Here is a 26,988-nt window from a genome sequence, read left to right as displayed (position 1 = left end):
TTCCTTTATTTCGCGGCCGGATACAGCGGCACATATCCCACATCCTGCACCAACTGTTGTCCCTGCGGGCTTAGAAACCAGTCCACCAGCTTTTGTGTTTCCGCTGTGGGGTGTTCACGGGTGACCATATAAACATCAACCGTGTACGGGTAACTGCCGTTACGAATATTTTCAACCGTCGGCGCAACATCGTTTATCGCCAGTAATTTAATCTCTTTATTGCTGTGCATCTGCGTAGCGTAATAACGAAAGGTATAGCCAATGGCGTTGTGCGTATTGCGATACTCAGCCACGATATCCACCATTTCCCCCATCGCGGTTGCCACTGATGTTGTTTGCGCTGGCATCAGCTTCGTTTCTTTCATTACCTTCGCCAGCATCGCCGTTTGGCTGCCAGAGTTTTCCGGTCGCTGCCAGGGCTTAATGTCGATTGCCTCTCCGCCCACCTCATTCCAGTGGGTGATTCTTCCGCTAAAAATGCCGCGAATTTGTACATCACTCAACGATGACACGGGATTGTTTTGGTTGACGATAAACACAAACGCTTCACGTGCAAAGGGGGTGTAAACCAGTTTTACGCCACTGGCCTCGGCCAATTGCTTTTGAGCAGTGGAAGGCTGGGCGACAAAAATAAGATCGGCATTGCCGTTAAGGATATTTTGATAGGCTTCAATGGTTCCCTGGTTTTCAAGGTAGTCTTCAGGGCAGATATCATCCGGAAAGCGCGTAAGCGCATAAAAAGCCGAGGCGTATAACGGCAAGCCAGCCGTTGCGCCATCGAGCCGCGGCCAATTTTGGGTGAGCAGAAGTGTCGGTTCATCGCGCAGCCCGGTTAGCTTGTTGCCCCATGTGTGCGCCTGATAATCGCGGAAATAAAGATATTCACTGCTCTCGGGAGCGGGATACTTCACGGCATAAAGATGTGACTGGTATACGGCACAGCTCCCGAAAAACAGCAGGCAAATCACCAGCAGATTACGACAAGAGTAGCCCGCACCGCCGCGTAGCACTCCCCAACGCGCACCGCCATACCCTAATGCAAAACAGAGCTGCGAGCCAACCGGGATGAGCAACACTGCCCATACCCAGCCGTTGAAAAAGGATATTACGCTGGGTACTAACCAAAGCGTTTGCACCACCTGGGCGATGGGTTTACGCCCTATCGCGCGAATATTAAGATCGGTGAGAAACATCAGGATGACCCACCCCATCAGCACCACCAGAGCGGGCATAAGCAGGCAGCAATCACGCCATTCTGGATTTACCTCTGATGCATTTCCCTTTCCCCATATTCGGCCACAGAGAAAAATTAACCCCGCGCCCAGAAGCGCTACCGGGATAATGGTCGCCTCCTCAATAGATCGCGCGACGGGGATACTATTTTCAAGAACGCTAATGTACGCCCACATTCCCCCCACGATAATCGTAATAATGTTCACCAGCAGCGGCACGCCGATAAACGCCATTATGATTGACAAAAAAAGCCAATTAGCATTTTTCATTTTTCTATCCGCTAATCCCTGCGATAACGGAAGTATAAACCCGGTAGTCCTGAGCCCACCCATGCATTTTTCTGAAATCGCGACGTTAAAACATTCACGATAGCGGCAGACAGAAGTTGAAAGTTCCGGCTGCCGTTTTTTATTTACAGGCTCACATTAACCTGCAAGATCGATCTTTTTCCGCGCCTGCCCAACAGCATCGGCGGCCCGCAATGCCGCCTGCACAGCCTCCGGCGTAATGGTAAACGGCTCGTTGTGCATCGTTTCCCCGGTTTGACAAGACGCCCTGGCAACGGCCAGCAGTTCATCATCGCTAACGCCAGCCAGACCAATATCCGCCAGCGTGGTGGGCAAGCCTATATCTTCACAAAATTGATAAACCTCCTCGATAAGCTCAGGCGCTCTATCGGTGAGCATAAGCATTGCCAGCGTGCCAAACGCAACCTTTTCCCCATGCCAGTATTTGTGCGTGGCGGGCAGTACCGTCAGACCGTTATGAATGGCGTGCGCCGCCGCCAGCCCACCGCTTTCAAAACCGAGCCCGGATAATAGCGTATTCGCTTCGATAACATGTTCGAGCGCCGGAGTAACCTGATGTTGTTCACAGGCAAGTTTCGCCAGGCGTCCATAGCGCATTAAGGTGGTGTAGCAAAAGCGCGCCAGCTCAAATGCGGTCATCGGTCCTGGCCTGGTGGTCATATTGCCGGCCCCTTTGATGCGGCAATCTTCCGCTTCAAACCAGGTTGCCAACGCATCGCCTATCCCGGAAACCAAAAAGCGTACCGGCGCGGCAGCAATAATACTGCTGTCCACCAGCACAAGCGTCGGGTTACGTGGAATCATCAGGTAGCGTTTGAATTTCCCTTCTGGCGTATAGATAACAACCAGTGAACTGCACGGCGCATCCGTTGAGGCCAGAGTAGGAACCACGGCAATAGGCAGCCGCAGGCTGGCGCCGGTTGCTTTTGCCGTATCCAGGGTTTTCCCGCCCCCCATACCAACAATCACATCGGCGCCAATTTCCTGCGCGCGTGCGGAGATGCGAGCAATTTCCTCATCACTGCACTCGCTACTGAACACTTCGATATCAAATTCAATCACCCCGTGCAGTGCTGTTGCAACTGTATCCCGGTAGGTGTTGTGAACAACAGGATCCTGCAAAATCAGCGCCTTATGACCGAGTGCGGCCAATTCCTGCGGGAGATGCGTTGTCAACGCTCCTTTACCCTGAACATATCGTGACGGAAAGATCGCGGTAGTAACCATTGTTTCTCCTTAAAAAGCATTAAAGTTCAATATACAGAACACAAATTCCACATCAAGAATTTAATGCTGTTTACTCTGAACGCACAATGACCAGGTGAGAGCATAATCTTATCCTGTGAGGCAGCGCACAATTTTGGCGATGTATTAGACCGATGAGCAGTTTCCATTGGGTTATCCGCTCTTTCTCACCTTATCTCCGTTCATTTTTGAAGCAAATCACAAAATATAACCTTCCTTAGAGTATGGAATTGACGCTGTATGAATACGTCGGCATAGTGTCAATATACAGAACAGTAGTTCCATATACAGAACACATTTTTGATACTAAAGGGATGCAATGATGAGCATTGAAATAGAGAAACCGACCACACGAGGGCGCTGGCTGCATATTATTCCAGCCACGATCCTCGTTTATATCGTGGCCTATATGGACAGGACCAATATCGCCATTGGGATCGCAGGCGGCATGGATGAAGATTTAGGCATGACGGCTTCTTTTGCCGGTCTGGTCGCCGGGATCTTCTTTATTGGTTATATCTTCCTGCAAATTCCCGGCGGTCAGATAGCCGAGCGGCTAAGCGCCAAAAAGTTAATTGCCTGGACAATCGTCGCCTGGGGGGGCTTTGCCCTGCTGACCGGTTTTGTTCAGACACCGACGCAGTTGTTGATTATCCGCTTTGTGCTCGGCGTGGCGGAAGGTGCTGTGTATCCCGCCATTCTGGCGCTGATTGGCCACTGGTTCCCAAATGAGGAGCGCGCCAGGGCTATCGCCTATTTCCAGATGAACCTGGCCGTCGCTTCTATTATTACCGGGCCGCTTTCCGGCTGGCTTATTGAAACCTACGGCTGGCGGGAGATGTTTATCATCGAAGGCTTGCTCTCTCTGGGACTGCTCTTTGTCTGGCTACCTTTGGTTTCCGATCACCCGCATCAGGCAAAGTGGCTGGATCCGAAAGAGCGCGCCTGGATCGAACAAAAATTGCTGGCCGATCGCGCGTTGAGTATTGGCGGAGAGCAAAGCAGCATTCGCGGCGTATTAAAAAGCATCAACCTGTGGAAGCTTGTCGGTATCTATTTCTTCGTACAGGTCGGCTTCTATGGCTTCGCGCTATGGATGCCAAATCTGATTAAACACCTGACCGGCAGCGGCATGACCATCGTTGGGGTACTCACTGCGGCGCCTTACGTTCTGTGCATTATCGGTCAGTATTACATCGCCAAATGGTGTGATAAGACGATGAATCGCCGCCTTTACACGGCTATTCCTCTGCTGGGTTTCGCGGTCTGCCTCGCCCTCTCCTTATTACTGAAAGATAACGTCTGGCTCGCCTACGGCATGATGGTTATTTGCGGGTTCTTCCTGCAAGCCTATGCCGGTCCATTCTGGACGCTGCCGCCATTACTCTTCGCCCCCAACGTTCTGGGCGGCGTGCGCGGCACGATCAACGCCCTGGGCAACATCGGCGGCTTTATCGGTCCGTACCTCGTCGGGCTGTTAACGGTGACGTTCTCGCAAACAGCAGGAATGACCGTACTGGTTGCCGCCCTGCTTATCGCCGTTGGACTGCTTTTCAGCTTACCTTCTGTTACCGCTCGTCCTGCAGGTAGCAGCAACACCCCTAACACCTCGACGCCGGGTGCGTCACTTAAACAGGAAGGAATCGCCAAATGAGCCAAAAATGTCAACATGCTCGCGACCTGTGGTCGCAGCTCGACGCCCTGCGTCTTGGAATGAATTACAGCAAAGAAGATGTCAATAAACTGCAGGTCCTGGTGGATGATTGCTATGGTGAAAGTCATCCGGGCAGTTTCCATCTTAACCAACTGGGCGATGAAGCCGTGCTGGGTGTTCATGAAAGCGGCGGTCGCGCGGTCCGTCACCATGTGACGGATATCTGCGACGGCTGGGGTCAGGGCCACGATGGGATGAATTACATCCTGGCATCTCGAGAAGCTATTGCCAACATGGTCGAAATTCATGCCTCAGTGGTGCCTTATGATGCCGGTATTCTGATCTCAAGCTGCGATAAATCTATCCCGGCGCATCTGATTGCCGCCGCACGCCTGAACCTGCCGCTGCTGCATATTCCCGGCGGTTCTATGCGTCCGGCACCGAATATGAGTACTTCTGACCTCGGCGGGATCACTGCTAAGTTGAAGAAAGGCGAAATCGGCATTCAGCAAGTAGAAGCCATGCAGCAATGCGGTTGCCCCACCGCCGGAGCCTGCCAGTTTATGGGAACGGCCAGTACCATGCAGTGCATGTCGGAGGCATTGGGGCTGGCCCTGCCAGGCAGCGCTTTGCTGCCATCAACCCTGGCGGAAATTCGCCGCGTTGCCAGAACCGCAGGCCACCAGGCGCTATATCTGGCGGAGAAAAATATCACCACCCATAAGATCCTGACTCCTGCGGCGTTTGAAAATGCTATCAAAGTCCATGCTGCTATTGGTGGCAGCACCAATGCGATGATCCACCTTCCGGCCATCGCTCATGAACTCGGATGGGAGCTGAAGCCCGAACTGTTTGATCGGATCAATAATGAAATCCCTTATCTGACCAATATTCAGCCCAGCGGTGAATACGTTACCGAAATGATGTGGTTCGCAGGCGGCGTGCCAATGGTGCAATGGTATCTGCGCGATTATCTGGATCTTGATGTTCTTACCGTGACTGGCCGTACGCTCGGCGACAACCTGGAAATGCTCCATCAATCTGGCTTCTTTACCCGCAACCACGGTTACCTCAACAATTACAAAGTCAGTCCGGAGGAGGTGATCCGTAAACCAGAAAATGCCACCAAAAAAGGGTCGATTGCGGTACTGAAAGGCAACATCGCGCCTGAAGGAGCGGTCATTAAATACGCGGCCTGTGCGCCGGATATGCACCACCATACCGGTCCTGCTCGGGTCTTTAACTCCGAAGAAGACGCTCAGCAGGCCATCATCCATAACCATATCGAACCCGGCGACGTCATTTTCATTCGCTACGAAGGCGCAAAAGGCTCTGGCGCACCGGAAATGCTGATGACAACCGATGCCATCGTGTATGACAAACGCCTCGACGGAAAAGTCGCATTGATTACCGACGGTCGTTTCTCTGGAGCGACCAGCGGGCCATGTGTCGGACACGTCTCGCCAGAAGCCGCTGATGGCGGGCCGATTGCCCTGGTGGAAGATGGTGATTTAATCGAAATGGATGTGAAAGGCCGCAAGCTCAATATTGTAGGGATCGACGGGATGCCTAAAACAGAAGAGGAAATACGCCGCTGTCTTGAAGAGCGTCGAGCAAGCTGGAAGAAACCTGATTATTCAAACCGTCGCGGCGTCTTTAAACAGTTCACCGCTAATGCAACATCATTAATGGCCGGAGCCTGGCTTAAATAATATCCCTAGCGGGCTACGGCTCGCCTGTTTTAAGGATCAATACATGACTCAGATTACGAAATTTCACGGCGTATTTCCGCCAGTTCCGACCATTGTTAATGCGCAGGGAGAGTTAGATAAAGTCGGCATGGCAACCTTGCTGGATCATCTTATTGCAAGCAAGGTCAATGGCGTATTACTGCTGGGCAGTGGAGGGGAATTTTGCCATATGACCAATGCGCTGCGTCTGGAAACCGCAGAGTTTTGCGTCCGTCATATTAACCGCCGTATTCCAGTACTATTAGGTATTAGCAGCACCAGCGCGCAGGAAGTGATTGAGTATGGTCAGCATGCCGACCGACTCGAAGTCGATGCCGTGCTGGTACTCAATCCCTACTATGCCAGATTGACCGATGAGTATATTTATCATCATTTCAAAACCGTGGCTAATAACATAAAAAGCCCGGTGATTCTCTACAACTTTCCAGCATTGACGGGACAGGACCTTAGCGTTGATTTAATTACCCGGCTGGCGCAAGATCACCCCAATATTATCGGCATTAAGGATACCGTTGATAATATCAGCCATATTCGTGAAATCATCAATAATGTCAGGCCAGTGCGTCCGGACTTCGTTATTTTCTCCGGCTATGATGAATATATGATGGATACACTTATCTTAGGCGGCAACGGCGGGATCCCAGCGACAGCGAACTTTGCGCCGCAGCTAACCTGCGGGATCTACCGCGCGTGGTGTGAAAAAGAGTATGAGACAATGTTCGGATTACAGCGCCGGCTGTCCGCGCTTTCCACTATTTACAGCCTGGATTCACCTTTCTTCGGGATAATCAAAAAGGCAATTCAGCTTAGCGGAGTCGATATTTCAACTCATGTAATGCCCCCCGTTTTGCCGGCAAATGAAGAACATATTTCGAATTTGAAGCAGATCTTACAGCGTGCGGGACTTTAAGCGATGACGAAAGCGGGCTTCTTGCCCGCTATGTCTTTTTATTTCAGCACATCAGACGCGTCAGGCTACGGCTGGCATCCATCATCAGCGTAGCAAGCGACTCGCGTTTATCATCGGGGATCTGGAACGTAACGCCGGATACGCTCAGGGCGGCGATCACTTTCCCCTGCGTATTGAATACCGGCACCGCAATGCAGCGCACGCCAAGGGAGTCTTCTTCATTATCATAACCCCAGCCGCGACGGCGAATTCCTGCTAACTCCTGCTTAAGGATATTCACATCCGTGATCGTCGTATCCGTAAAACGCGTTAATATCTGATCTGGAGGCAGCAACTCCTCCAGCTCTTCCCCGCTAAGCCATGCAATCAGCACCTTCCCCAGCCCTGAGCTATGTAATGAGAGGCGCTTGCCCTCCCAGCTTCGAATCACAATAGCCTGTGGGCTTTCGACTTTCAGAAGATAAATGGGGGCATCGCCCTCCAGAACGCCAAGATGGCAGGTCAGGCCGGTGTTATCGCGAATCTCTTCAAGAATCGGTAACGCGATTTTTTTAATGTCATACTGTTCCGCCGCTTTATTACCTAATTCATACAGGCGTAGCCCCAGATAATACTTGTCTTTTTCCTGGCGTAATAACCCATGCTCCACCATGCCGTTGAGCAAAGATGAGGTACTGCTTTTCGCAATCCCTGAATTTTGATGGATCTGGGTAAACGTTGCGCCATCGCACTCCAGAAGGTAAGCAAATACGCGCATAATTTTATCGAGAGCCGGAATAGATGTCGTAATCTTTTTCATATTATTATCAATTAATTATGGATTTTTCTGCTAATACTATACACCAGTACTCAACCCTTTTTCCATGACAGAGACCAAGTGCCGCTAACAGATTCAGCAGACGAATATCGGCATACCCCCCGAATATACCACGATAAAAAACGGGGCCGTTTGGCCCCGTTCTCAAGCGTTAAACCGCTACAACCGCACCGGATCAATATGCCAGATATTTTCGGCATACTCTTTGATGGTTCTGTCCGATGAGAAGTAGCCCATATTGGCAATGTTGAGCATCGCTTTCGTCGTCCACTCTTCCGGGCGACGATACAACTCATCCACCTTATCCTGGCAGTCCACGTAGCTGCGGTAGTCCGCCAGCACCTGATAGTGATCGCCAAAGTTAATCAGCGAATCTACCAGATCGCGGTAACGGCCTGGCTCTTCCGGATTAAAGACGCCGCTACCAATCTGCGTCAGTACCTGATGTAGCTCTTCATCTTTTTCATAATAGTCGCGAGGCTTATAACCCTGCCTGCGCAACGCTTCCACCTCTTCGGCAGTATTACCGAAGATAAAGATATTCTCCTCGCCGACATGCTCCTGCATCTCTACGTTCGCGCCATCCAGCGTACCAATGGTGAGCGCGCCGTTCAGGGCAAATTTCATATTACTGGTGCCGGAAGCTTCTGTCCCTGCCAGCGAAATCTGCTCAGACAGGTCGGCAGCGGGAATGATCACCTGCGCCAGGCTGACGCTGTAGTTCGGGATAAACACCACTTTCAGCTTGTCGCCAATCTGCGGATCGTTGTTAATCACTTTCGCCACGTCGTTGATCAGATGAATAATGTGTTTTGCCATGTAATAGGCGGAAGCCGCCTTACCGGCAAAAATATTCACCCGCGGCACCCAGTCGGCCTCCGGATTTTCTTTAATGCGGTTATAGCGGGTAATGACATGCAGCACGTTCATCAGCTGACGTTTGTACTCGTGAATACGCTTGATCTGCACGTCAAACAGCGCCTTCGGGTTAACCACCACATTAAGCTGCTGCGCTATCACTACCGCCAGCCGTTTTTTATTTTCCAGCTTCGCCTGACGCACCGCATGATTGACCAGCGGATAATCACAATGCTGCTTTAGCTCGCTGAGCTGACTAAGATCGGTACGCCAGGTACGACCAATATTCTCATCCAGCACGTCAGAAAGCGGCGGATTTGCCAGCGCCAGCCAGCGGCGCGGCGTAACGCCGTTCGTGACGTTACAAAAACGGGTCGGGAAAATCTTCGCAAAATCCGCGAACAGCGACTGCACCATCAGGTTGGAATGGAGTTCAGAAACGCCGTTGACTTTATGGCTGACTACCACCGCCAGCCAGGCCATCCGTACCCGGCGACCGTTCGACTCATCAATAATCGACGCGCGTCCAAGCAGGCTGGTATCGTTGGGATATTGCTCCTGCAACGTTTTCAGGAAATAGTCGTTAATCTCGAAGATAATCTGCAGGTGACGGGGCAGAATTTTCCCCAGCATATCGACGGGCCAGGTTTCCAGCGCCTCGCTCATCAACGTATGGTTGGTGTAAGAGAAGACCTGACAGCACACCTCAAACGCGTCGTCCCAGCTAAATTTATGTTCATCAATCAGCAGGCGCATCAGCTCCGGAATTGACAGCACCGGATGCGTATCATTGAGGTGAATGGCGATTTTATCCGCCAGATTCTCATAGGTTTTATGCAGTTGATAATGACGGTGCAGGATATCCTGCACTGTCGCCGAGACCAGAAAATACTCCTGGCGCAGGCGTAGCTCTCGTCCGGAATAGGTGGAATCGTCCGGATAGAGCACCCGTGAAACGTTCTCAGAGTGGTTTTTATCTTCCACCGCCGCAAAGTAGTCGCCCTGGTTGAATTTACCGAGGTTGATTTCACTACTGGCCTGCGCATTCCACAGCCGCAGTGTGTTAGTGGCGTCGGTGTCGTAACCGGGGATGATCTGATCATACGCGACGGCCAGAATCTCTTCCGTCTCAATCCAGCGCGCTTTTTTACCTTCCTGCTGAATGCGACCGCCAAAAAGCACCTTATAGCGCGTATTGTGGCGCTTGAACTCCCACGGGTTGCCATATTCCAGCCAGTAATCCGGAGATTCTTTTTGCCGCCCGTCGACAATATTCTGCTTAAACATGCCGTAATCGTAGCGAATGCCATACCCGCGACCCGGTAATCCTAGCGTCGCCAGCGAGTCCAGGAAGCAAGCCGCCAGCCGTCCTAAGCCGCCGTTACCAAGCCCTGGGTCATTCTCTTCATCGATCAGCTCTTCGAGATCTAAGCCCATGGCCTCCAGCGCGCCTTTAACGTCGTCATAAATGCCCAGCGAGAGCAGCGCGTTAGAGAGAGTACGACCAATCAAAAACTCCATCGACAGGTAATAAACCTGCCGGGTTTCCTGCGATAATTGGGCTCGATTAGAACGCAGCCAGCGCTCCACCAGACGATCGCGCACCGCGAACAACGTGGCGTTCAGCCATTCGTGTTTATTGGCAATGACCGGGTCTTTACCAATCGTAAACATCAGCTTATAGGCAATAGAATGCTTAAGCGCCTCAACGCTGAGTGTGGGCGATGCATAAGTAAACGGAGCATTCATATAAATGATTCCTGGATGACTATTTCAAGCGATAGTACAGCTCGCGGTATGATTTCGCGGCAACTTGCCAGCTAAAATCCATCGCCATCGCCTGCCGTTGTACAAACCGCCAAAGCGAAGGCCGTGACCACAACACAAAAGCACGCCGAATCGCGCGTAGCAACGACCAGGCATTACTGTCTTCAAAGACAAAACCGCTGGCGATACCGTCCGCCAGATTTTCCAGCGAACTGTCGGAGACCGTATCGGCCAACCCCCCGGTACGCCGCACCAGAGGCAGCGTGCCATACTTTAAGCCATATAACTGCGTTAAGCCGCACGGTTCGAAACGACTGGGCACCAGAATAACGTCCGCGCCGCCCATAATGCGATGCGAGAAAGCTTCGTGATAGCCGATCTGTACGCCAACCTGCCCTGGGTGTTCCGCCGCCGCCGCGAGGAACCCTTCCTGAAGCACCGGATCGCCCGCGCCGAGTAGCGCCAACTGCCCGCCCTGCTCCAGCAGCCCCGGTAACGCCTCCAGCACCAGATCCAGACCTTTCTGGTTGGTCAGACGGCTTACCACGGCGAACAGCGGCACTTTGTCGTTAACCTTCAACCCCATCGCAATTTGTAGCTGACGTTTGTTTTCCGCCTTCTCTTCCAGGGTATCGCGCGTGTAGCGCGACGCCAGCAGCAGATCGGATTCCGGATTCCAGATCTTCTCATCCACGCCGTTCAGTATGCCGGACAAGCGCCCTTCCAGATGACGCTGACGCAGCAGGCCTTCCATACCATAAGCAAACTGCGGTTCGGTAATTTCACGCGCATAGGTCGGGCTCACCGCCGTAATATGGTCGGCATAGTACAAACCGGCCTTCAAAAAGGAGAGTTGTCCGTTGAACTCCAGCCCATGCATATTAAAGAATGACCACGGCAGTTCGATGTCATCCATATGCTTTGCATAAAACATGCCTTGATAGGCCAGGTTGTGTACGGTAAAGACCGATTTCGCCGGCCGCCCGCGCGCCGCCAGATAGGCGGGCGCCAGCCCGGCGTGCCAGTCATGGGCGTGCACCACGTCGGGGCGCCAGAATGGATCAAGTCCGCAGGCCATTTCACAGCCGACCCACCCTAACAGGGCAAAGCGCAGCACGTTATCGGTATAGGCATATAAATTCGTATCGTGATAGGGACTGCCTGGACGCTCGTACAGATGCGGCGCGTCGATCAGATAAATGCCCACGCCGTTATAATGCCCGAACAGCAGCGATATCTTACCTGCGAAAGTATCGCGGCGGCTCACCACATGCGCATCGGGTATCCCCCGACGGATATCGGGAAACCCTGGAAGCAGAACGCGAACATCAACACCATCCGCAATTTGTGCCGCAGGCAACGCGCCTATCACATCCGCCAGCCCCCCAGTCTTCAGCAGGGGGAACATCTCTGAACATACATGTAAAACCTGCATTATCGCTCCTGTTTGACCTGCAGTTTGCGCAGCATTTCACGCGTGACCAGTACAATACCTTCTTCTGAACGGTAGAAACGACGAGCGTCCTCTTCCGCATTTTCACCAATCACCATGCCTTCCGGGATAATACAGGCACGGTCAATAACACAGCGACGTAAACGGCAGGAGCGCCCTACCCAAACCTCAGGTAACAACACTGCCGAATCAATATTACAAAAAGAATTTATTCTCACCCGTGGGAAGAGCACAGATTGCACCACCACCGAACCGGAGATAATGCAGCCGCCGGAGACCAGCGAGTTCAGCGTCATACCGTGGCTACCGGAGCGGTCCTGCACGAATTTCGCAGGCGGTAGCGATTCCATATGCGTACGGATAGGCCAGTTCTGGTCATACATATCCAGCTCCGGCGTCACCGAGGCTAAATCCAGGTTCGCCTTCCAGTAAGCTTCCAGCGTACCTACATCGCGCCAGTACGGTTCGGCTTGTGGATCGGACTGCACGCAGGAGAGCGGGAAAGGATGCGCGTAAGCCATACCTTCGCGGGTGATTTTGGGGATAATGTCTTTACCGAAATCGTGGCTGGACGCGTCATCTTTATCGTCTGCCGCCAGCAATTCATACAGGTAATCGGCGTCAAAAACGTAAATGCCCATACTGGCCAGCGCTTTGCTGGCGTCACCAGGCATTGCGGGGGGATTCGCCGGTTTTTCGACAAAATCAATAATCTTGTCGCTTTCATCGACCGCCATCACGCCGAACGCCGTCGCTTCTTTGATCGGCACCGGCATACAGGCCACCGTGCAACGCGCGCCCTTTTCAACGTGATCGATCAACATACGCGAGTAGTCCTGCTTATAGATATGATCGCCTGCCAGGATGACGACATATTCCGCTTTATAGCGACGAATAATATCCAGGTTCTGGGTCACCGCGTCTGCCGTGCCGCGATACCAGTTTTCGCCCTTCATACGCTGTTGAGCTGGCAGCAGATCGACAAATTCGTTCATCTCTTCGCTAAACAGTGACCAGCCGCGCTGAATATGCTGCACCAGCGTATGGGACTGATACTGAGTGATCACGCCGATACGGCGAATCCCGGAGTTCAGACAATTAGATAAGGCGAAATCGATGATGCGGAACTTCCCACCAAAGTGGACGGCTGGTTTGGCGCGTTTGTTCGTTAAATCTTTTAGACGCGTGCCGCGGCCGCCGGCCAGGATTAGGGCAACAGATTTCAATGGCAGCTGGCGCGCCAACATTACACGATCGTTCTTCTCTAAACTCACCATGATTAACTCCTTTTTTATCCTCTCTGGAACACACACAGTCCATGCGCAGGTCCCTGCCAGACCGCCGTTATCACCGGATTATCCTCTCCAGCGAATGGGGGAACGGCGCGCCATTCCCCTTCGGGTAAAACTATATCTGTCACCTCAAGCGTGGCATTTATCGCAATCAGAAAACGGTCCGACAACAGAATTTGCATCATCTTAGGCCCGTTTTGCCACTCATCCGCACTCAAGGGTTGCGCATTTTTATTTAGCCAACGCACGTTGCCATCGCCTTCTTCCCACCAGCTATTGCCGGTTAAAGCCGGTATCTGCTGACGCAAACGAATCAGCGCGGCGGTAAACGTGGTTAACCCACGATTTGCCTGCTGCCAGTCCAGCCAGGTTAAGGCATTATCCTGACAGTAGGCGTTATTGTTGCCGTGCTGGCTATGGCCGTGTTCATCGCCTGCCAGCAGCATCGGCGTTCCCTGAGAGAGCAGTAGCGTCGCCAGCAGGGCATGAATGCTGTCGCGCCGCCGCTCCATTAAATCAAGCGGACCGCCTAATCCTTCTTTACCATGATTGTCGCTGTAATTGCTGTTGGTGCCGTCGCGATTTTCCTCACCGTTCGCCTCATTGTGTTTCTGATTGAAACAGACGCAGTCCCGGAGCGTAAAACCGTCATGCGCCGTGAGCAGATTGACAGAGGCGCCGGGCGCGCGGCCATTGCGTTTAAACACATCGCTGGAAGCGGCGAAACGACAGGCAAACTCCCCGGTCGTCAGGTTACGCGGCAACCAGAATCGGCGGGCCGCATCGCGAAAATGATCGTTCCACTCGGCAAATGGTGGCGGAAAATTCCCGACCTGATAGCCGCCCTCGCCAATATCCCACGGTTCAGCAATCAGCTTGACCGTTGATAACACAGGACACGCTTTAATCGCGGCGAACAGCGGCGCATCCTGGCGAAACGTCGGCGTGCGCCCCATGACGGACGCCAAATCAAAACGAAAACCATCGACATGACAGGTTTCCACCCAATAGCGCAAACACTCGCACGCGTATTCCACCACGCCGGGATGGCTTAAATTGAGCGTGTTGCCGCACCCCGTCCAGTTGTGATAATCGCCATCGTCCCTTATCCAATAATAGCTACGGTTATCAATTCCGCGCAGGGAGAAGGTTGGACCGTCCAGATCCAGCTCGGCGCTATGGTTTAATACGATGTCCAGAATGACCTCAATCCCCGCGCGATGCAGCGCTTTCACCGCATCGCGAAACTCGTCCAGCGCCGTCTCGGGCGAACTGGCCCAGGCGGGATGCAGCGCGAACATCGCCATCGGGTTGTAACCCCAATAATTGGTCAGCCCCATACGTTGCAGGCGCGGCTCGCTGGCAAACTGCGCCACCGGCAACAGTTCCAGCGCCGTAATGCCAAGCTGTTTGAAGTACGCCACCATGACCGGATGACCGAGCGCTTTATAGGTACCGCGTATCTCCTGGGGGAGTTCCGGATGCAGGTAGGTAAGCCCTTTGACATGTGCTTCATAGATGACCGTTTTTCCCCACGGCGTGCGCGGCGCGGCGTCATCTTCCCAGTCATAATGGTCGCTGATTACCACGCTTTTCGGCGCCACCGCCGCGTTATCGCGGTAGTCCGGTTCATCGTGTCCGCCGTGCAACAGCGGCTGATCTTTTAGTTCGCCCTCGACCCGGCGCGCATAAGGGTCAAGCAGTAACTTCGCCGGATTAAACCGATGCCCCTGCGCTGGTTGCCACGGGCCATGTACGCGGTAGCCATAGCGCAAACCTGGCCTGGCGCCTGCCAGATAACCATGCCAGACATCGCCGCGACGTCCTGGCAGGTCATAGCGACGCTCATTCCCTCGGGAATCAAAAACGCACAGCTCTACGCGCTCCGCATGGGCGGAAAAGAGCGTGAAATTCACGCCATGACCGTCATACGTTGCGCCATGCGGCGTTGCTTCGCCGATCGCAAGCTGCGTCATTCCCCCTCCCGCATCAGCCAGATCGTCGCCAACGGCGGTAACGTCAGGTTAAGAGAGTGCTGACGGCCATGGCTTTCGATCTCATCGCTGTGCACCACGCCGCCATTGCCGGTGTTGCTACCGTGATAATGCATCGAATCAGTATTGAGAATTTCACGCCAGCGTCCCGGCTGGTTGATGCCAAAGCGGTAGTCGTGGCGAGGCACGGGCGTAAAGTTGCTGGCGACGATGATCTCGTTACCGGCTTTATCACGGCGTACAAAAATCAGTACCGAGCGTTCATTGTCATCGACCACCAGCCACTCAAAGCCGTAAGCATCGAAATCCAGCTCATGCAACGCTTTATGGTGGCGATAGGTGTGGTTGAGATCGCGCACCAGACGCTGAACCCCGTGGTGCCAGTTATCGCCCCCCTCCAGCAGGTGCCAGTCGAGGCTGGCGTCATGGTTCCACTCGCGTCCCTGGGCAAACTCATTCCCCATAAACAGCAGTTTCTTGCCGGGGAAGGCCCACATCCAGCCATAATAGGCGCGCAGGTTGGCAAATTTTTGCCACGCATCGCCCGGCATACGATCGAGAATGGATTTCTTGCCGTGAACCACCTCATCGTGCGACAGCGGCAGAACAAAGTTTTCGGTATGGTTGTACAACATACCAAAGGTCAGCTTGTCGTGATGATACTGGCGGTACACCGGGTCCAGCTTCATGTAGTCCAGCGTGTCGTGCATCCAGCCCAGATTCCACTTGTACCAGAACCCCAGGCCGCCCGTTTCCGGTGGACGCGTCACGCCAGCGAAGTCTGTCGACTCTTCCGCCATGCTGACCGCGCCGGGCACCTGCTCGCCAATAATGCGGTTGGTATTGCGCAGAAACTCAATGGCTTCCAGGTTTTCACGACCGCCGAACTCGTTCGGTATCCACTCGCCCTCTTTGCGGCTGTAGTCGCGGTAGATCATAGAGGCCACCGCATCGACACGCAGCGCATCAATCCCAAAACGCTCCATCCAGTACAGGGCGTTGCCCACCAGATAATTACTGACTTCACGACGACCATAGTTGTAGATCAGCGTATTCCAGTCCTGGTGATAGCCCTCGCGCGGGTCGCTGTGCTCATAGAGGTGGGTGCCGTCAAACTCCGCGAGGCTAAATTCATCGGACGGGAAATGGCCCGGCACCCAGTCGAGAATGACGTTAAGGCCCGCCGCATGGGCCGCATTGATGAAATAGCGGAAGTCGTCCCGCGTACCAAAGCGGCGGGTCGGCGCGTAGAGTCCGGTCGGCTGGTAGCCCCAACTGCCGTCAAACGGATGTTCGTTGACCGGCAAGAGTTCAAGGTGAGTAAAGCCCATCCATTTGGCGTAAGGCACAAGCTGATCCGCCAGCTCACGATAGCTCAGCCAGAAATTGTTATCCGTATGGCGGCGCCATGAACCTAAATGCACCTCATAAATCGAGATCGGCGCATCAAACTGATTGGCTTTTTGTCGTTCTTCGCTTGGCGTCACTTTCTCCGGCAGTCCGCAAATCATCGACGCCGTTTCCGGACGCATCTGCGCCTCAAAAGCATAGGGATCGGCTTTAATGCGCAGATTACCATTCGCATCAAGCAGCTCGAATTTATACAGTTGTCCATTATGCGCGCCGGGGATAAACAGCTCCCAAATACCGCTCTCTTTGCGCAGACGCATCGGGTGGCGACGCCCATCCCAATAGTTGAATTGCCCGACAACCGAAACGCGACGAGCATTAGGTGCCCAGACGGAGAAACGGGTGCCGGTGACGCCATCCATCGTATCGGCGTGCGCGCCCAGCGTTTCATAAGGACGCAGGTGGGTGCCTTCCGACAATAGCCAGGCATCCATTTCCTGTATTAATGGACCAAAACGGTAAGGATCGTCGATGAGGTTCTGCTGTCCGTGCCAGGTCACGGCGAGCTGATAGCGAAAGAAATTTTTACGTCGGGGTAAAACGCCGCAGAAAAAACCGCGAGCGTCGAGACATTCCAGTTTGCCGACTTTACGTCCGGTTTTGGGTTCAATCACCCATACGTCGGTGGCGTCAGGTAAGAGGGCGCGAACTTCTAGTCCGGCTTGGGTCTGGTGCATTCCGAGTACGGAAAAAGGGTCCGCAAAATGTCCTGCAATTAGCGCATTAATCACGTCTCTATCGATACGACTGGACATGGTTTGTCATCCTGTTTTGTGGCGTCACTCCATCTCACTGAATTCAACATCAGGTAGTGACACTTCTTTGACCTGAACGGCGCAGCACACTGTGCATCCTATCTGCGTCGTCCTACCTTCAGGTTAGGCTTAATACCCGTGGGATTAAGCTACCCTTAAAGAATAGCCAATGCTCTGCTTAACTCCTGATAAAAATGAAACATCTGCGTTTACTCCTGTATTACGCAAAAAAAGGGTGACGATGCACCCCTGGTTTAACACAAATTTCCCCGCCGGATGGCGGCGCTGACGCGCCTTATCCGGCCTACAGAACCACACGCAGGCCCGATAAGCGCTGCAATAGCCACTACGCCAACTGGCGCAGCATTCGACGCAGCGGCTCGGCGGCGCCCCATAACAACTGGTCGCCTACGGTAAACGCCGACAAGAACTCTGGCCCCATGTTCAGCTTACGCAGACGACCAACCGGCGTAGTCAACGTGCCGGTCACCGCCGCCGGGGTTAATTCGCGCATAGTGATATCACGATCGTTCGGCACCACTTTCGCCCACGGATTATGTGCCGCCAGCAGTTCTTCCACCGTCGGAATGGATACCTCTTTTTTCAGCTTGATGGTGAACGCCTGGCTGTGACAGCGCAGCGCGCCGACGCGCACACACAAACCATCAACCGGAATCACAGAGGCAGTATTGAGAATCTTGTTGGTTTCCGCCTGGCCTTTCCACTCTTCGCGGCTCTGGCCGTTATCGAGCTGTTTGTCGATCCAGGGGATCAGGCTTCCCGCCAGCGGTACGCCAAAGTTATCAACCGGCAGCTCGCCGCTGCGGGTCAATGCCGTAACTTTGCGTTCAATATCAAGAATTGCGGAAGACGGCGTCGCCAGTTCATCGGCGACATGGCCATACAACTGACCCATCTGGGTTAACAGCTCGCGCATATGGCGCGCGCCGCCGCCGGAGGCGGCCTGATAGGTCGCGACGGATACCCAGTCAACGAGATTATGGGCAAAGAGACCGCCCAGCGACATCAACATCAGGCTAACGGTACAGTTACCGCCCACAAAGGTCTTCACGCCATTGTTCAGGCCGTCGGTAATCACGTCCTGGTTGACCGGGTCGAGAATAATAATGGCATCATCTTTCATGCGCAGCGTAGAAGCCGCATCAATCCAGTAACCCTGCCATCCGCTTTCGCGCAGCTTTGGATAAATTTCGTTGGTATAATCGCCGCCCTGGCAGGTCACGATGATATCGAGCGCTTTTAGCGCATCCAGATCAAAAGCGTCCTGTAGCGTGCCGGTGGAGGTGTCGCCGAAGGTGGGCGCCGCCTGTCCAAACTGGGAGGTAGAAAAGAAAACAGGGCGAATAGCGTCGAAATCGCGCTCCTCTACCATGCGTTGCATGAGAACAGAGCCGACCATTCCGCGCCAGCCGATAAAACCAACATTTTTCATAGCGTTTTTTTCCTGCAAAGAGATGTGCTGTGTATGCGCGCCAGTATCCTGTGGCGCATCCTTCACCATACAAAAAGCAGCCAAAGTCGCAAGTGAAATTAATCAATGATAGCGAAGCCATCAGTAATGCGACTTATCCTGCCTTACCGCGCAAGCAGAAAGTCCAGTGGCGATTATCAGGGAATTTGCGTTAGGAAGGGAATCATTTCCGTCGCTGTTTTATTGATCCTAATTATGGATCAGCGTAGAAATTTTCCTGCTTTTATGCGCGTACTGAAACATGGCGAGGCAAAATGTCGTTGGGCGATTGCCATGCACACCTCAATAAAAAACCGGGTAGCGATTACGCCTTACCCGGCTTACGGTGTCGATATGTGCCCGTTTCCAGGCCCGGTAAGCACAGCGCCACCGAGCAACAAGACTCAGCTCAGCAGTTGGAAAGCAATCATCCCGACAATCGCGCCGACCATGCCGAGGATAGTTTCCATCATCGTCCAGGTCTTCAGCGTCTGCGCTTCGGTCGCGCCGGTAAATTTACCGAACAGCCAGAAGCCGGCGTCGTTAACATGAGAAACCACAATTGAACCGCCGGCGATACAGATAGAGAGCGCCGCCATCTGCGCGCCGGAGAAATTCAGTTGCTCAATGACCGGCATCACCAGACCAACCGCGGTTAAACACGCCACAGTCGCGGAACCCTGAATGATGCGCACCGCCGCCGCCAGCACAAAGCAGGTAATGGCAATCGGCAGTCCCATACCGGTTAACGCTTCGCCCAGCGCCGGGCCGACGCCGGAGTCAACCAGTACCTGTTTGAACACCCCGCCTGCGCCAATCACCAGCAGGATAATGCCCGCCGGTTGCAGCGCGTGGCCGCAGATTTCCATCACTTTGTCTTTCGGCATCCCCTGGCGCATCGCCAGGCCGTAAATCGCTACCAGACAAGCGACCAGAATCGCAGTGAAGGGGTGACCGATAAACTCAAACCATTCGTAAGCGGTGGAACCTTCCGGCACAAAACGCGCGGCGATCGTTTTCAGCCCTACCAGCACCAACGGCAGCAGGATCAGCGACAGGCTGAAGCCGAAAGAAGGCATTTTACCTTCACCCAGATGCGGCTCGGTAATGTCGTCAGGAATACGCAGCTCAACGTAGCGGCTGATAAAATTCCCCCACAGCGGCCCGGCGATAATCATGCCAGGAATGGCGGCGCACAGCCCAATCAGGATCATCCAGCCGAAATCAGCATGCATCTGAGAAGCCAGCAGCATCGGCGCAGGCCCAGGCAACAAAAACGCCGCGGCTGCCGCCACGCCCGCAAACAGCGGAATGACCAGCTTCACCAGGTTTGTGCCGGTATGACGCGCCATAGAGAATGCCACACTTATCAGCAGCACAATCGCCACTTCAAAGAACAGCGGAAGCGCACAAATCAGCCCGGCCAGGCCAATCGCATAGTGCGCGCGGTTATGGCCAAAGGATTTAAGCATCTTGACGGCTATCTGATCGACCGCGCCGGTTTCATGCAGAATCTTGCCGAACATCGCCCCCAGCGCGACCACAATCGCCAGGAATCCCAGCGTGCCGCCCATCCCTTTTTCCATGGTCGCGGCGATTTTATCAAGCGGCATCCCTGAAAAAAGCCCCGCGCCCATCGAGACGACCATTAACGCGACGAAGGCGTGCATACGCGCCTTCATCACCAAAAACAGCAGCAGTAAGACGGAACCGACGGCGGTTAAAACCAGTGTTAATGTACTCACAGCGTACTGCCTTTATTGATGACCTCAATGGTGCTCGCCACGACGCCTTCCAGCGGCTGGTCGATATCCACCACCAGAACATCGCGTTCGTCGGCACCCGGCTCTTGCAGCGTTTCAAACTGCGTCACCAGCATTTGGGTTTTGAAGAAATGACCTTTGCGCGCTTTCAGACGGCTTTCAATGACGTCGAAATCACCTTTCAGGTAGATAAAGGAGAGGTTCGGGTTTCCCTCGCGCAGCAGGTCGCGATAGTGTTTTTTCAGTGCGGAGCAGACGATCAGCGAGATTTTATTGGTACGCTGCATCGCGAAAGCGGCGTCGTTCAGCGCCTGTAACCACGGTTTGCGGTCATCATCATTCAACGGCTCGCCGGAAGCCATTTTTTCAATATTGCAGCGCGGATGCAGAAAATCGCCGTCCAGAAACGCGGCATGAAGCTGATGCGCCACGGCGCTTGCGACAGCGGATTTACCGCTGCCTGATACGCCCATCAGAACGTAAACGTGGTGATCATGATTAGTCGTGCTCAAAGCGGGCCCCCACTCTACAAGTTGCAAAATTTGTTACGGGTAACTGTTATCGGTAACATTGTCCAACCGCACCATTCACGACGCAATGACCATTCGTGCCAAAAGTGAATAAGTGTGAGCTACTTCAAAGTTGTCAGACTAAATAGATCCGCCCGGTGACAAGGTGAAACCTAAATCTAACATTTTCGGCGTGACCGTTTCGCCGCGAATGCGGGCCAACAGACGCTCCGCGCCAATGCTGCCCATTCGCTCGCGCGGCGTCAGGACGCTTGCCAGACGCGGTTCCATCACCTGGCCGATGTCATGACCGTGGAACCCGGCGATCGCCATGTCGTCCGGGATTTTTAGCCCCAGGCGCTGGCATTCGAAGGCCGCCCCCACCGCCAGGTCATCGTTGGTGCAAAAAATACCGTCAAGCTGTGGGTATTCACGTCGCGCCTGGCGCATGAGTTCGATACCGGAAGAGTAGGATGAAGATTGCTCCATCATCACACTGTAAGGAACCAGACCGGCGTCCCGCATCGCCTGTTCATAGCCCTTCTGCTTGATGATAGTACGTTCGTCGAGGCGCGCCCCCAGATAGGCGATATGACGATGACCGCGCGCGATAATCGCGGCGGTCATCTGACGGGCGGCCTCGAAGTTGTCAAAACCAACGGCAATATCGAGACACGGCGACTGGCTGTCCATCAGTTCCACCACCGGAATCCCGGCGACTTCGATCATTTTTAAGGTGCGCGGCGTATGGGTACGCTCAGTGAGGATCAGGCCGTCGATATTCCAGGAGAGCATCGATTCCAGGCGCTCCTGCTCCATCTCCGGTTTATAGCCGTAGTGCGCCAGCATGGTCTGATACCCGTGGGCATCGGTGACGGCCTCAATGCCGCGTAACACTTCCGCAAAGACCTGGTTGGTTAAAGACGGCAGCAGAACGCCAATGGCGCGGCTGGTGGCGTTGGAAAGAATGTCAGGCGCGCGATTAGGAATGTACCCGAGCTCATCAAGCGCAGCCGCAATTTTACCCCGCAGCGCGACGGAGACCTGCTCCGGATTACGCAAAAAACGGCTGACCGTCATTTTGGTCACGCCCACGCGGTCGGCTACATCCTGAAGTACGGGTCTTTTCTTTTTCATCGTCCTGAAAGGTATAAAAGGGATAGATTTGCCCAGTTTACCACGGACGTGCGTGAACCTTCGCAGAGAAAAAAAGGAGTTTTTTATTGTGAGAAATACACAAAATCATTCGAGTTGCATCAAGGCGGCGAGGCAGTGACAAATTCGTCAGGAACGAATTTGAACAACCGAAGGTTGCCTCTGGTGAGGGACAAGGATGTCCCTCAGTAAATCCCCGGGAGCGTACATTAAGTACGCGACCGGGGTGAGCGACAAATCTGCCGGGAGCAGATTTGAACGCTGCTCGCAGCGGCCCCGAAGGGGCGAGGCCTATGGATGGGCCGAGTAATAAAGCCAACACAGATGCAGCTTGAAGGATGACGTGTATTTTTAGACTGGCGGCAAGTCAAACAACAACACTTCGCTGTCGCTGTCGGCATGAATCGAGATTGCCTGCTCATCCCAAATCGCCAGGCCGTCGCTGGTGGTGGCTTTAGTACCGTTAATGGTCACGTTACCTTTTACCACCTGGATCCAGACGCGGCGCTCAGCGGCAATCTGATGCACCGACTGCTCATCTTTGAGCAGCGCCCAGCGGTACAGCTCCATATCCTGGTGGACCTTCAGCGAACCATCGCGAGCATCTGGCGAAAGCACCAGTTGCTTGCCCTGCGCGGCGTCGAAGCGACGCTGTTCGTAGCGCGGCGTGATGCCGGTTTCTTGCGGAATGATCCAGATCTGGTACAGCCGCAGACGATCCGTTTTGCTCGGGTTGTACTCGGAGTGGCGAACGCCGGTCCCGGCGCTCATAATCTGGAATTCACCTGCCGGAACCTGTTCTTTATTGCCCATACTGTCCTGGTGTTCTACAGCGCCTTCCAGTACATAGGTCAAAATTTCCATGTCTTTATGCGGATGCGTGCCGAAACCCTGGCCTGCGTCGATCACATCGTCGTTAATCACACGCAGCGCCGAGAACCCCATAAAGTTCGGATCGTAATAATCGGCAAAAGAAAAGGTATGCCAGGAGTCAAGCCAGCCATGATTCGCATGACCGCGGTCGTTTGCTTTGCGTAAGTAGATCATTGTGTTCACCCCCAGATGTTTTCGATGGAATAAGTGTGGACTCATTCCGTCCGGGATCATAGAGGGTGAAAATTGACTCCTCTGTTCAAAAAATATGAATAAGCGCAGAGGAGTCTGTAAGGGCTATTTAGCGAGGGTTATCGTCGCAGGCGTTGCCTGTTCGAAAGCACGTTCGAGGATTTCCAGGTTGGTAAGAACTTCAGATTCCTTGACGTAATTAGGCGTACCGACGGTCAACGTCTGGTACAGCGCATCATAGACGCGACCATAGTCACCCGTTTCCGGTTTCACCTCTTCTTTCACCGTAACGCCGTCGTCATTGACATACTCCAGCACACCGACGGATTCGTCAGCGGCAAAACCCGGCTCGCCAGGCATAATGTTCGCTTTCAGGCTGGTTTCTTGTTGATCGATACCGTATTTCACAAACGAACCTTTGGTGCCGTGAACAATAAACTTCGGATAGTCGATTTTCACCAGATGGCTGGTTTTAACGATAGCCTTCAAATCGCCATAAAACAGTTGCGCTTCAAAGGTGTCATCCGGATTCGCTTTATTACGCAGGCTACGAATGTCATACGCGACATGATCCGGGCGGCCAAATAGCGAAATAATTTGATCCATGGTGTGGACGCCAAGTCCGTAGAAAGCGCCGTCCTGCGGCAGGCCCGGTTTGGTTTCTGCTACCGGGCGGTAATAATCGAAATGGCTTTCAATTTCGACAATCTTGCCCAGTTTCCCGCTCTCAATCGCTTTTTTAGCCGTGAGAAAACAGGAATCAAAACGCCGATTCTGATACGGCGTAACGGTCAGTCCTTTGCTTCGCGCCAGGTCGAACAACACTTTTGCCTCCGCCAGCGTCGGCGTGAAAGGTTTCTCAACCAGCACATTTTTACCCGCTTCCAGCGCGCGTTTAGCGTATTCGAAATGGCTGTCAGCATGGGTACAGACGATCACCAGCTTTACCTGCGGATCGCCCAACACCTCATCCAGATCGCTGGTGAAGTGAATATGTGAATAGTGCGGCGCCTGCTCTTCCGGTTTAGCGTGACGACGGAAAATATGCGCGACATGCCAGGTATCTTTCCGATTCAGAACATAGGGGAGATGGTAACGGGTGGTACTTTTGCCAAATCCAATAAATGCGCAGTGTAAGGTCATGAGACGATCCTTTTGAAGATGATTGTCTACACCATAGCGCAAAGCGTGAGGAGACTGAATGTTGGATTCTTTGCCGGATGCGGCGTTGCCTTTTCGGGCCTACAAAAGCAGATGCCTCAAGATCGGGCGTCGGCGTCGCGGTCAGTTTGTTCACGGCAAGCGCGCAGGGCCCGGAGCGTACTAAATGTACGTGAGGAGCACGAACACTTCCCGGGGACAAAATGACAAGTAAGCCAGGCTGAAACAAAACCAAAAAAAAAGCCAGCAAAAGCTGGCCAAAATAATACTGGAAGCAATGTGAGCAATGTCGTGCTTTCAGGTTCTCCGTAGGGGTTCCCCTGAATGCAAGGCAATAATAATCATTCTCATTCGCAGTTGTCTACTTCTTTTTGCAAAAAAAATGCGGTTGACGGAATTTTCTTTCTCAGCGAGTGTAAATACACAATTAACCCTGCAGGAGATAAGGAATGAGTGAAATAGTGATACGCCACGCTGAACCGAAAGATTACGACGCCATTCGTCAGATCCACGCCCAGCCGGAGGTGTACCACAACACGCTACAGGTTCCTCATCCTTCCCTCGAAATGTGGCAGGCGCGGCTAACCGAGCAAGCCGGGGTTAAACAACTGGTTGCCTGCATTGACGATATTGTCGTTGGCCATCTTTCTATTCAGGTCACCCAACGCCCTCGCCGCAGCCACGTGGCCGATTTTGGTATCTGCGTGGATGCCCGGTGGCACAATCGTGGCATTGCCAGCGCGCTGATCCGCACCATGATCGACATGTGCGATAACTGGCTGCGCGTTGACCGTATTGAGTTAACGGTGTTTGTTGATAACGAGCCCGCCGTGGCGGTGTATAAGAAGTACGGCTTTGAAATCGAAGGCACCGGTAAGAAATACGGCCTGCGCAACGGTGAGTACGTTGATGCGTACTTTATGGCGCGCGTGAAATAGCGCTTCCCCGCCCCACCCTGTGGGGCGAAACGTCACAAACCTTCACAACATTCCAGTTATTGCAACCTACTTCCCCTATATCAAAACAATAACCATCTGAATTTCATGGTTATTGCCGCTTTAAGCTTTATCACCGTTTTTTTCGTAATTTTAGCAATATTAATATTACATTTTTGTTTTTTTTTGGTTTCTGCCATCACTTTATGGTGACAATCACAACAATATACTCCTCCCGGGACTAATTTAACCACGGTGAGGTAAAAAATGAAATTTGAACGCCATCATAGAATATTGAAGGAACTCAGTATTTCGGGAGTTGTAAAAGTTTCAAATCTGGCGAAAAGTCTCAAGGTAACAAAGGAAACTATTCGTTCAGATCTCAATGAACTTGCCGGACAGGGATATCTTACTCGCTGTCATGGTGGTGCATTTATTACCCTTGATTCTCTTGATAACGTCGCAAAAAATGAAATTGCTTATGTGCTGGAAAAATATGAATCAGCGCAGAAAATAAAAAAAGGTCTCTCTGCCATGAAAAATAATGTATGTGTTATTGGCTCGTTCAATGTTGATATCATCAGTTATCTACCGAGATTACCCTCAACGGGAGAATCATTGCTGGCCGATAAATTTATTTTTTCACCCGGCGGTAAGGGATGTAATCAGGCATTAGCAGCAAGCTATGCCGATTCTGATGTGCATTTTATTACTAAAGTCGGCTCAGACCATTTTAGCGATTACGCCATTAATTTTATAAACTCATCAAAAATCCATAAAAGTGTTATCTACCAGACCAAAGAAACACAAACAGGTACAGCAACCATCATGGTGAATGGAGATACCGGAGATAACGTCATCGCTATCTACCCTGGCGCCAACATGACAATTTCCCCTGATGAAATCACCATTCAGAAAGAAGCCATTGTTCATTCAGATATTGTTCTTGTCCAACTGGAGACGAATTACGAAGCGCTGCAGCAAACAATTCGTCTCGCACAAAAAAATGACATACCGGTCATTATCAATCCAGCGCCATACAATGACATGGTTAACACCATCATTGATAACATTGACTATATTACGCCAAATGAAACGGAAGCAGGCCTGCTGGCCAATATGGCGGTTAATGATATCGAATCAGCCAAATGCGCGGCCAAAATTATTCACCAGAAAGGCGTCAAAAATACCATTATTACATTAGGTAGCAAAGGTTCGCTTGCTTATGATGGCACACAATTCATCTATTCTCCGGCATTTCCGGCAGTTGTAAAAAATACTGCGGGAGCGGGTGACGCTTTCAATGGCGCCCTCGCATCTGGCCTTGCAAAAGGAAAGTCACTGGCATCCGCATTGTGCTACGCCAGCGCATTTGCCTCACTTGCGGTTGAAACGCCTAATGCCTCTGATATGCCGGAAAACGACTCCGTTCTTCATCGTATTCAGGGTTCACATTACAAACAAACTATCTCTACTCACTAA

The 26,988-nt window shown here is 52.7% G+C and carries 19 protein-coding genes and 1 pseudogene; 6 read left to right on the top strand and 14 right to left on the bottom strand.

Annotation, left to right across the window (positions count from 1 at the left end):
- Window positions 1–5 precede the first annotated feature (5 nt).
- Window positions 6–1,565 (bottom strand): PstS family phosphate ABC transporter substrate-binding protein, encoded by a 1,560-nt coding sequence (locus ACLJNW_RS17590; protein ID WP_077910367.1) that lies wholly within the window; start codon window positions 1,563–1,565, stop codon window positions 6–8.
- Between the two features lie 93 nt (window positions 1,566–1,658).
- On the bottom strand, window positions 1,659–2,768 hold the full coding sequence (locus ACLJNW_RS17585; protein WP_000258840.1) for a glycerol dehydrogenase: 1,110 nt from the start codon (window positions 2,766–2,768) through the stop codon (window positions 1,659–1,661).
- Between the two features lie 337 nt (window positions 2,769–3,105).
- Between ACLJNW_RS17585 and ACLJNW_RS17580 the strand changes: the two genes are divergently transcribed.
- The 3 genes from ACLJNW_RS17580 to ACLJNW_RS17570 are packed head-to-tail and all read left to right on the top strand — an operon-like array spanning window position 3,106 to window position 7,101.
- Window positions 3,106–4,440, top strand: a complete 1,335-nt coding sequence (locus tag ACLJNW_RS17580) for an MFS transporter (protein ID WP_001518078.1) — start codon at window positions 3,106–3,108, stop codon at window positions 4,438–4,440.
- Window positions 4,437–6,152 (top strand): dihydroxy-acid dehydratase, encoded by a 1,716-nt coding sequence (ilvD, locus tag ACLJNW_RS17575; protein WP_000078494.1) that lies wholly within the window; start codon window positions 4,437–4,439, stop codon window positions 6,150–6,152. Before ACLJNW_RS17580 ends, ilvD begins: the two co-directional genes overlap by 4 nt.
- Window positions 6,153–6,195: 43 nt before the next feature.
- Complete coding sequence (locus ACLJNW_RS17570; protein WP_000192191.1) at window positions 6,196–7,101, top strand: dihydrodipicolinate synthase family protein; 906 nt, start codon at window positions 6,196–6,198, stop codon at window positions 7,099–7,101.
- 43 nt (window positions 7,102–7,144) lie between these two features.
- Here the strand turns inward: ACLJNW_RS17570 and ACLJNW_RS17565 are convergent, their stop codons facing one another.
- The 7 genes from ACLJNW_RS17565 to asd form a co-directional block, all read right to left on the bottom strand.
- Window positions 7,145–7,900, bottom strand: a complete 756-nt coding sequence (locus ACLJNW_RS17565) for an IclR family transcriptional regulator (RefSeq protein WP_000724553.1) — start codon at window positions 7,898–7,900, stop codon at window positions 7,145–7,147.
- Between the two features lie 177 nt (window positions 7,901–8,077).
- Window positions 8,078–10,525: a glycogen phosphorylase gene (glgP, locus tag ACLJNW_RS17560; RefSeq protein WP_000993424.1), complete on the bottom strand. Its 2,448-nt coding sequence runs from the start codon at window positions 10,523–10,525 to the stop codon at window positions 8,078–8,080.
- A 19-nt stretch (window positions 10,526–10,544) separates the two neighbouring features.
- A complete protein-coding gene (glgA, locus tag ACLJNW_RS17555; protein ID WP_001197669.1) occupies window positions 10,545–11,978 on the bottom strand; it encodes a glycogen synthase GlgA in 1,434 nt (477 codons plus the stop codon).
- The gene (gene glgC / locus ACLJNW_RS17550) at window positions 11,978–13,273 is read right to left on the bottom strand and encodes a glucose-1-phosphate adenylyltransferase (RefSeq protein WP_000253994.1); all 1,296 of its coding nucleotides are present in this window, start codon (window positions 13,271–13,273) and stop codon (window positions 11,978–11,980) included. Before glgC ends, glgA begins: the two co-directional genes overlap by 1 nt.
- Window positions 13,274–13,287: 14 nt before the next feature.
- On the bottom strand, window positions 13,288–15,264 hold the full coding sequence (gene glgX, locus ACLJNW_RS17545; protein WP_023204123.1) for a glycogen debranching protein GlgX: 1,977 nt from the start codon (window positions 15,262–15,264) through the stop codon (window positions 13,288–13,290).
- Window positions 15,261–17,447 (bottom strand): 1,4-alpha-glucan branching enzyme, encoded by a 2,187-nt coding sequence (glgB, locus tag ACLJNW_RS17540; RefSeq protein WP_000098548.1) that lies wholly within the window; start codon window positions 17,445–17,447, stop codon window positions 15,261–15,263. Before glgB ends, glgX begins: the two co-directional genes overlap by 4 nt.
- A gap of 346 nt (window positions 17,448–17,793) precedes the next feature.
- Window positions 17,794–18,900, bottom strand: a complete 1,107-nt coding sequence (gene asd / locus ACLJNW_RS17535) for an aspartate-semialdehyde dehydrogenase (RefSeq protein ID WP_000799940.1) — start codon at window positions 18,898–18,900, stop codon at window positions 17,794–17,796.
- Between the two features lie 126 nt (window positions 18,901–19,026).
- Here asd and ACLJNW_RS17530 point away from each other — a divergent pair.
- Window positions 19,027–19,400: pseudogene (locus ACLJNW_RS17530) on the top strand (MarC family protein); the annotation flags it as partial.
- Here the strand turns inward: ACLJNW_RS17530 and gntU are convergent.
- The 5 genes from gntU to ACLJNW_RS17505 form a co-directional block, all read right to left on the bottom strand.
- Window positions 19,323–20,663: a gluconate transporter gene (gene gntU / locus ACLJNW_RS17525; RefSeq protein WP_023204124.1), complete on the bottom strand. Its 1,341-nt coding sequence runs from the start codon at window positions 20,661–20,663 to the stop codon at window positions 19,323–19,325. The pseudogene ACLJNW_RS17530 and the gene gntU overlap by 78 nt on opposite strands.
- A complete protein-coding gene (gene gntK / locus ACLJNW_RS17520) occupies window positions 20,660–21,193 on the bottom strand; it encodes a gluconokinase (RefSeq protein ID WP_000108342.1) in 534 nt (177 codons plus the stop codon). The genes gntU and gntK overlap by 4 nt, the downstream gene beginning before the upstream one ends.
- A gap of 138 nt (window positions 21,194–21,331) precedes the next feature.
- Window positions 21,332–22,327, bottom strand: coding sequence for a gluconate operon transcriptional repressor GntR (gene gntR / locus ACLJNW_RS17515; protein ID WP_000730239.1), 996 nt, complete (start codon window positions 22,325–22,327; stop codon window positions 21,332–21,334).
- A gap of 369 nt (window positions 22,328–22,696) precedes the next feature.
- The gene (locus ACLJNW_RS17510) at window positions 22,697–23,392 is read right to left on the bottom strand and encodes a pirin family protein (protein WP_000639789.1); all 696 of its coding nucleotides are present in this window, start codon (window positions 23,390–23,392) and stop codon (window positions 22,697–22,699) included.
- A gap of 123 nt (window positions 23,393–23,515) precedes the next feature.
- Window positions 23,516–24,553, bottom strand: a complete 1,038-nt coding sequence (locus ACLJNW_RS17505) for an oxidoreductase (protein ID WP_000172384.1) — start codon at window positions 24,551–24,553, stop codon at window positions 23,516–23,518.
- Between the two features lie 467 nt (window positions 24,554–25,020).
- Between ACLJNW_RS17505 and yhhY the strand changes: the two genes are divergently transcribed.
- The gene (gene yhhY / locus ACLJNW_RS17500; RefSeq protein ID WP_001290278.1) at window positions 25,021–25,509 is read left to right on the top strand and encodes an N-acetyltransferase; all 489 of its coding nucleotides are present in this window, start codon (window positions 25,021–25,023) and stop codon (window positions 25,507–25,509) included.
- A gap of 264 nt (window positions 25,510–25,773) precedes the next feature.
- Entirely contained in the window at window positions 25,774–26,988 is a 1,215-nt protein-coding gene (locus ACLJNW_RS17495) for a PfkB family carbohydrate kinase (RefSeq protein ID WP_000667440.1), read from the top strand.

The sequence above is a fragment of the Salmonella sp. SAL4457 genome (genome assembly GCF_046548235.1).
GTDB classification, from domain to species: domain Bacteria; phylum Pseudomonadota; class Gammaproteobacteria; order Enterobacterales; family Enterobacteriaceae; genus Salmonella; species Salmonella enterica.
The sequence above is the reverse complement of the archived record's forward strand: the minus strand, read 5'-3'. Positions and strand labels throughout refer to the sequence as shown.